Origin of the sequence: Ruegeria sp. HKCCD7221 (genome assembly GCF_013031225.1) — a bacterium.
Taxonomy (GTDB): Bacteria; Pseudomonadota; Alphaproteobacteria; order Rhodobacterales; family Rhodobacteraceae; genus Ruegeria.
Map to the genome: position 1 here is coordinate 1 of NZ_WPZE01000020.1, position 5,925 is coordinate 5,925.

General features: G+C 50.9%; 5 protein-coding genes. 3 read left to right on the plus strand and 2 right to left on the minus strand.

Annotated features, from left to right (window positions below):
* Positions 1-265: 265 nt before the first annotated feature.
* The 3 genes from GOX73_RS20535 (at position 266) to GOX73_RS20545 (ending at position 4,170) form a co-directional block, all read left to right on the plus strand.
* Positions 266-1,213 carry an autotransporter domain-containing protein gene (locus tag GOX73_RS20535; RefSeq protein ID WP_171127198.1) on the plus strand — a complete coding sequence of 316 codons (948 nt, stop codon included), beginning with the start codon at positions 266-268 and terminating at the stop codon, positions 1,211-1,213.
* Positions 1,214-1,590: 377 nt separating this feature from the next.
* The gene (locus GOX73_RS20540; protein WP_171127197.1) at positions 1,591-3,138 is read left to right on the plus strand and encodes a hypothetical protein; all 1,548 of its coding nucleotides are present in this window, start codon (positions 1,591-1,593) and stop codon (positions 3,136-3,138) included.
* 144 nt (positions 3,139-3,282) lie between these two features.
* A complete protein-coding gene (locus GOX73_RS20545; protein ID WP_256368014.1) occupies positions 3,283-4,170 on the plus strand; it encodes a cation transporter in 888 nt (295 codons plus the stop codon).
* 25 nt (positions 4,171-4,195) lie between these two features.
* Here GOX73_RS20545 and GOX73_RS20550 read toward each other — a convergent pair whose 3' ends face one another.
* Together GOX73_RS20550 and GOX73_RS20675 are read right to left on the minus strand one after the other, a co-directional pair.
* Positions 4,196-5,713, minus strand: coding sequence for a phospholipase D family protein (locus GOX73_RS20550; protein WP_171135090.1), 1,518 nt, complete (start codon positions 5,711-5,713; stop codon positions 4,196-4,198).
* A gap of 12 nt (positions 5,714-5,725) precedes the next feature.
* Positions 5,726-5,925, minus strand: a 200-nt coding sequence (locus GOX73_RS20675) for a hypothetical protein (RefSeq protein WP_217351031.1), incomplete at its 5' end; no start/stop codon positions are given.

A 5,925-nucleotide genomic window follows, 5' to 3' on the forward strand; every position in this document is an offset into this window, starting at 1 on the left:
GTTTTTCGGCCCGTGAATCACGCAACCAAACGGAAATCAATGGGTCCTGAGCCTAGGGTTCAAGGTCTGGACTTTGCTCGTTTTCGCTAATTCGCGGAATTGACCGCTTAACATTAAAGCATGGCGTGAATTATTCGGCCGAGGGGAACTTTCGCAACACCTCTAACCAAAGGAGTCTCCGGAGACTTTCAGCGCATTATTAATGTCGCGATTATTAAATAGTGCATATAGCGTCTGGGTTACTAAGTGTTGGGGGCAAGATTGCATGGCAAAAGCTAGGTTATCGGGACTAATTTTGGTTTGCAGCATCGCAGCCAGCTCTGCTGCGGCTCAATCACTCGATGACGGAAGCGGGTATGATGTGCGCGACAACATCAAGGGAGCTCTTGCAATTCTGGGAATATCGGCTGCACCAAATGAGTCAGCCAGCGTCCTTTTATTGGACAAAAATGTTCAAAACGGCGATGACTATGACCTTCGAGGCGGCCAATTCGGGGGCGGTTTCAGGGTTTCAGAAGACATTCCGGTTTACCTGGAAGGATATATTGGATTCACCAATTATGACCCGGAGTTTTTGTTGTCCGGGGTCAGCACCAGCACAAGCATTTTGTCCCATTGGACAAGTGTTGCTGCAACCGGTGGGATCGGTTGGCAATTTGACATTAACGAGAACTGGAAAATTCGTCCGATGATCAATTTATCAATTGGCCGGGTTCAGAGTGACAGTTCCATTGCTGCCCAGGTTATTAGCAGCATCCTGGATGCCGATTTGGATTTTCTTAGTGACGGGGGCATTACCGCGCTGGGATACGGAGGATCGTTGGTTGCTGAATTTAATCGTCGTTGGGCGAATGACTATGAACTCGATCTGCGATTTAGGCATACGCACATCATTCTGGAACCGCTGGACACCGATCTTGTTGGTCAGGCCGAAGCGATATCAACCGTAGCCTGGTCCCGGGTCAGAGTGCCAACGGGTGTTCGGGTGTTCTCCCAGCCCACGCGTTGGGTTGGTGAAGTATCGGCCTCTTATATCCCGGGTGATCAGGGAATCGTTTTGGACAGTGAGTGGCTTGCCCAGTTGGGCGCCGGGATTGAGCTGGACCTGTCCAAAAACGACTCTGCCTGGGTCGAAGAGCTGCGCCTTATGGCTCGTATTGCGAAAGGCGACAATATTGAAGGTTACTCAGTCGGTGTAGCCATAAAATTCTGAGATCAGGGACCTGACATTCGGAGGACTTCTGAGCTTCCGTTGGATGAAGTTCGGATTTCCTTGAAGTAGTGCCGCCCGCGGTTCGGGAGAGATTGGTACGCTCGGTTTGGACCGGCCTCCCGTAATGAGTCTGAACCGGTTTGTCTTGCCACATGTCTGTGGAATGCGCGCTTGAAACAGCCGTTACCAACACCGCAAGGGTGACAATCACCGAAATTGTCCATCTGTACGTCATCAAAAGCCTCCTTCGGTATTACCCGTATTCCAAGATGGCTTTCAGTTAGGAATGTGATGGGATTGGTGGGAGGAAGTAACATGTTGCTATACAGTAATTTACATTGGCAAACTTGATGACGTGACGATGCAGGAGAATTGCCGTGCCAGAAAAATTTGACAAAGCGGATATCCTGAAACAGCTGGAACGCATTGTTACATCCGAAGACTTTGATGGCAGCGCGAGGACAAAATCGTTTCTTGAGCACCTTGTTCACCGTGAGCTTGAAGGGCGCGGCGATGAATTAAGGGGAACCGCCCTGGCTATGGATGTTTTTGGACGAGGTGCTGACTTTGATCCCAATGTGGATCCGATTGTCCGTATCGAGGCTGTCAAATTACGCAAAGCGCTGCACTATTATTACCTGACCTCGGGGGCCAATGACCTGGTGTCTATAGCTATCCCCAAGGGGCAATATCGCCCGCAGTTTGAAAAAAATTTTGCTAAGGAAAAAACGCAAGGGAAATCGCTGGTAGACGGTGCTGGATGGCCAATTTTGGGCATCTGTGCCTTTTCCGGATCAGATACGATACGTGCCCAGTTTTTTCGCGATGGTTTTCCCGAGGAACTGGGGCTTGAGCTTGCACGATTTGCCCATATCCGCGTTCTGACGGGGTATGATGACGCGCCTTCGGACGATACTTCGGCGCAATTCATACCGCGTTGTGATTATGTTCTGGATGGTACAGTGAGGGACGCCCAATCCAGCCTGCGTCTGATTGTGCAACTCAAGAGGACTGAGGACAGCTCTATTTTGTGGTCCGAACGGCGCGATTTCGATCCGGACAACGCCGACAGCTTCAAATTCCAGGAACAGGTAGCAAAGAAATGCGCGGTAAAAATTGCCGACGCTTACGGAGTTGTCGCCACGGACGCGGCAGATCGTTTCACAAGTCGCGCAACATCCGGACAAAGTGCGTATCAGGCTTTGCTAGCCTTTCATGCTCACCTGCGTACATCCAGATCAGGCAGTTTACAGCAAATGATGAATCTTGCTCGGAATGCCACCGAAAACAATGACTCCGGAGGATTGGCCCATGCCTTGATTGCACTAGGGCATGTAGAAGAAGTTGCGCTCGGCCAAAAACGCCTGAGTGCGGTATTGGAACAAGGGCAGGCCCATGCAGAAAAGGCTGTTGCGCTTGAACCACAATGTCAGGAAGCGTTGTTTGCTGCGGCTATTTACGCGCAGATGGCTGCGGACAGTCCACGGTTTGAGCGCTTGATCGGCGCCGCGATACAGGCCAATCCCAACGGTGCCTTGTTGATCGCATTAGCAGGAGCATGGTTGGCGCTTGTGAGCGACACAAAGTTGGGCGGCCAAATGGTACGGCAGGCTTTGGACATTAATCCACTGTTGCCAATCTGGACGAATATCACCTTGTGCCTCGAGGATGTCGAAAACGGAGATTACGCATCGGCCTCAGAAAAAGTGCGCCTGATTGATGCCCGTGAACATGCAGGTGATTGGCTGTTGATTGCTGCTATTCACGGACTGGCAGGCGAGGCTGAGTTGGCAGACGATGCGCTGTCGAACTTTCCAACCGATCAATTTACGCTCGACGAATATCTTAGCGATCTCCCTTATGCAGCCGGCGTTGTCGATTTAATACGGAGAGGCACAAAGCACTTGGCTTCGGATGAGATGTGATACTAGCGGAATTGGTACTAGGGCCGGACCATTAACGTGCGGGCGTCGTACGATATCCAGAGCTTGGGAACTTAGGAACGGATTATGAATTCTTCGATGGTTGAAGGTCGGCACGAGCTCGAAAGTCGCGCCATGAATGTGGGAATGGTGGGAAATTTGTTCATGGCTGCGGCTGGGATTGTTGCCGCGTATTATTCCCATTCTCAGGCTATTCTGGTGGACGGGCTGTTTTCACTTATCGGCTTTACTTCTGCTGTGTTTGGAAAACGGGTGGCACGTAATGCGCAAAAGAAACCGGACAAATTTCGCCCCTATGGTTATGCTGGCGATGAAGCGCTGTTTACCACCTTCAGATCGCTGTCTTTGTTAGGATTGGTGGTCTTCGCGATTTCCAACGCCGCCCTGAGCATTGCGGGATACCTGAACGGAGAAGCCCAAACGGAGTTGGTGTTTGCTCCGATGGTTGGGTACTTTGTTGTTGTCGGTCTCACCTGCCTGCTGCTTTGGGGGTTTCACACCCGTTCGTGGCTGAAGACCGGAAAGCAAAGTGACGTTCTGCGGCTGGAAAAGAAAGCGGCCGCATTTGACGGCATCATCACCTTTGCTGCTGCAGTTGGACTTTTGGGCATTCATTTCTTCAAAGATGGTTTTCTGGCACCAATTGTGCCTGTCGGGGACTCAATCATAGTGCTTGTTCTATGTGCGACCGTCATCGTGCAATATTTCAGGGACTTTATGTCAGGCGTGCAAGAATTGGCAGGGGCAACTGCGGCACCTCAGCACATTGCTGCGGCACGCAGGGCCGTGCGTGACACATTGCGCTCAGACGGGGGCACACTAATTGATCTGTCCGTATCGAAGCTGGGGCGTGGTTATACTATTATGGTTTACTATGATCCGCAGCTTCCTTGCCTGGCCGCGCGGATTGACCAGCTTACGTTGCAACTCCAAACGGAACTTTCGGCTATTTTCGAATCGCTGGATGTTATCGTGGTCGTGTCTCAGCAGGGAAGGGTTTTGGAACCTGCTTGAGCTGGAAGTTTACTGAAAACCGGCATCAAAGCTGGCTTTCAATCGGAAGCCAGCCGGAAACTTTCGCAATCAATTTGCGCCAGATCCCTGCTGATGGTTCTTGGGGCAATAGCTTGTTGCTCTTTGACGCAGTTTCTTCCCACTGTAGTTTTCCGGCTTCACTTATCGACACCTTGTAGGTGTAGACCGGTAGAGCCGCATCCAGCTGTTTCTGGATTTCTTCGGCAAGGCCAGGGCTGCGGATCAACATTCCGATTTCCGAGTTCTGCCGAACGGACCTTGGATCAACATTTGCAGATCCCACGAAAACATAAGCCCTATCTATCAAAGCAATTTTTGTATGAAGGGTCAACGGTATCTCCACACCCTCTTTCGAACGCGAAGTACTGGCACGAACCTCAAAGAAGTTTACTCCGGCCAATAACAGGCGTTTACGATACCTTGCATAATGGCCATGGGTGTAGGGATGATTGGTTGAGGCAAGAGAATTTGTCACTATCGTAACATCAATGCCGTTTCTGACCAGTTTCTCCAGATACTCCGTGCCGTACTCCTCGGGTATAAAGTAAGGGGTCACTACCGTGATACTACTTTTCGCACGTCCCAGGCTGTTATAAAAGGCATCCCCTACCGCAAAAGGCCCGATGCCAGAAGGCGTGCGAAGTTTCTTAGGATCATCGGCCACGATACGCGCGCGACCAAAGTGGACAGGCACCTGACCATTCTCGAGCTTTCTAATATACTCAGAACCCAGAGCCCGTTCATAAATAGAAACTTCTTGGTCCAGAGCGCGTGCTTGAAACTGTTCATATGCTTCGCTCAGAGGCGCAACGTCACCATCGTGTACGATGGCAAATGGCAAGGACCAGGCGTCGTTCCAATATGTGTCAAAAGTCTCGGACAATTTTTGAACAGGATAGCCAGCGACAAAGAGATCGAAATCCGCAAAGTCGTATCGCGTTCCTATGCTGAAATATTCGTCTGCAATGTTTCTGCCGCCGATGATCGCAAAACTGCCGTCCGTGATCGTCACCTTGTTGTGCATTCGGCGGTTTACTCGGGCGAAATCCAACAGGAAATTAACAGCCGCGGTACTGTTCCGGGACAGTGGATTGAAAACGCGAATTTCCACATTTGGATGTGCGTTCAAGGATGCGATCTGATCATCACGTGCTGTCGTGAAAACATCGTCGAACAGCAGCCTGATTTTCACTCCACGTTCTGCCGCGGAATACAGGGCAAGCCACATCAGCGAACCGGCCAAATCGGGCTTGATCAGAAAAGTTTGCAAGTCAATTGAGCTTTCCGCCGTTTCGATCATTCGCAATCGCGCTCCGAGCGCATCATTGCCATCGAACAAAGGTGCCATTGCCATCGACTGTCTGTCGGGACCAGTCAGATCAGACACGATTTGCTGAGCGCGGGTTCCGTCTGCTGGGATGGCACGGGAACTCAACTTCGGTGTATCGAACGGAACATAGGTACAGCTGCCAAAAATTAGCAGCAGACAACATCCAAGGAGAAGTTTTAGTGTAACCCTCATACGTAATACCTGCTAGGCAGTAGCAGCTGCGGCATGAACTTGACGGTGCTTAACCAACTTTTTTGACCCGGAGAAATCAGGCCCGAATGGTTGGAGGAATGCAAGTCTGGTCGCAAACTCAAGGTGTTTTCCGCGATCATCAAACAGCACCCCAAATGGTGTTGTCACGTTAACTTCCGACCCACCAAGGAATGCTGATGCCCGGACTTCAA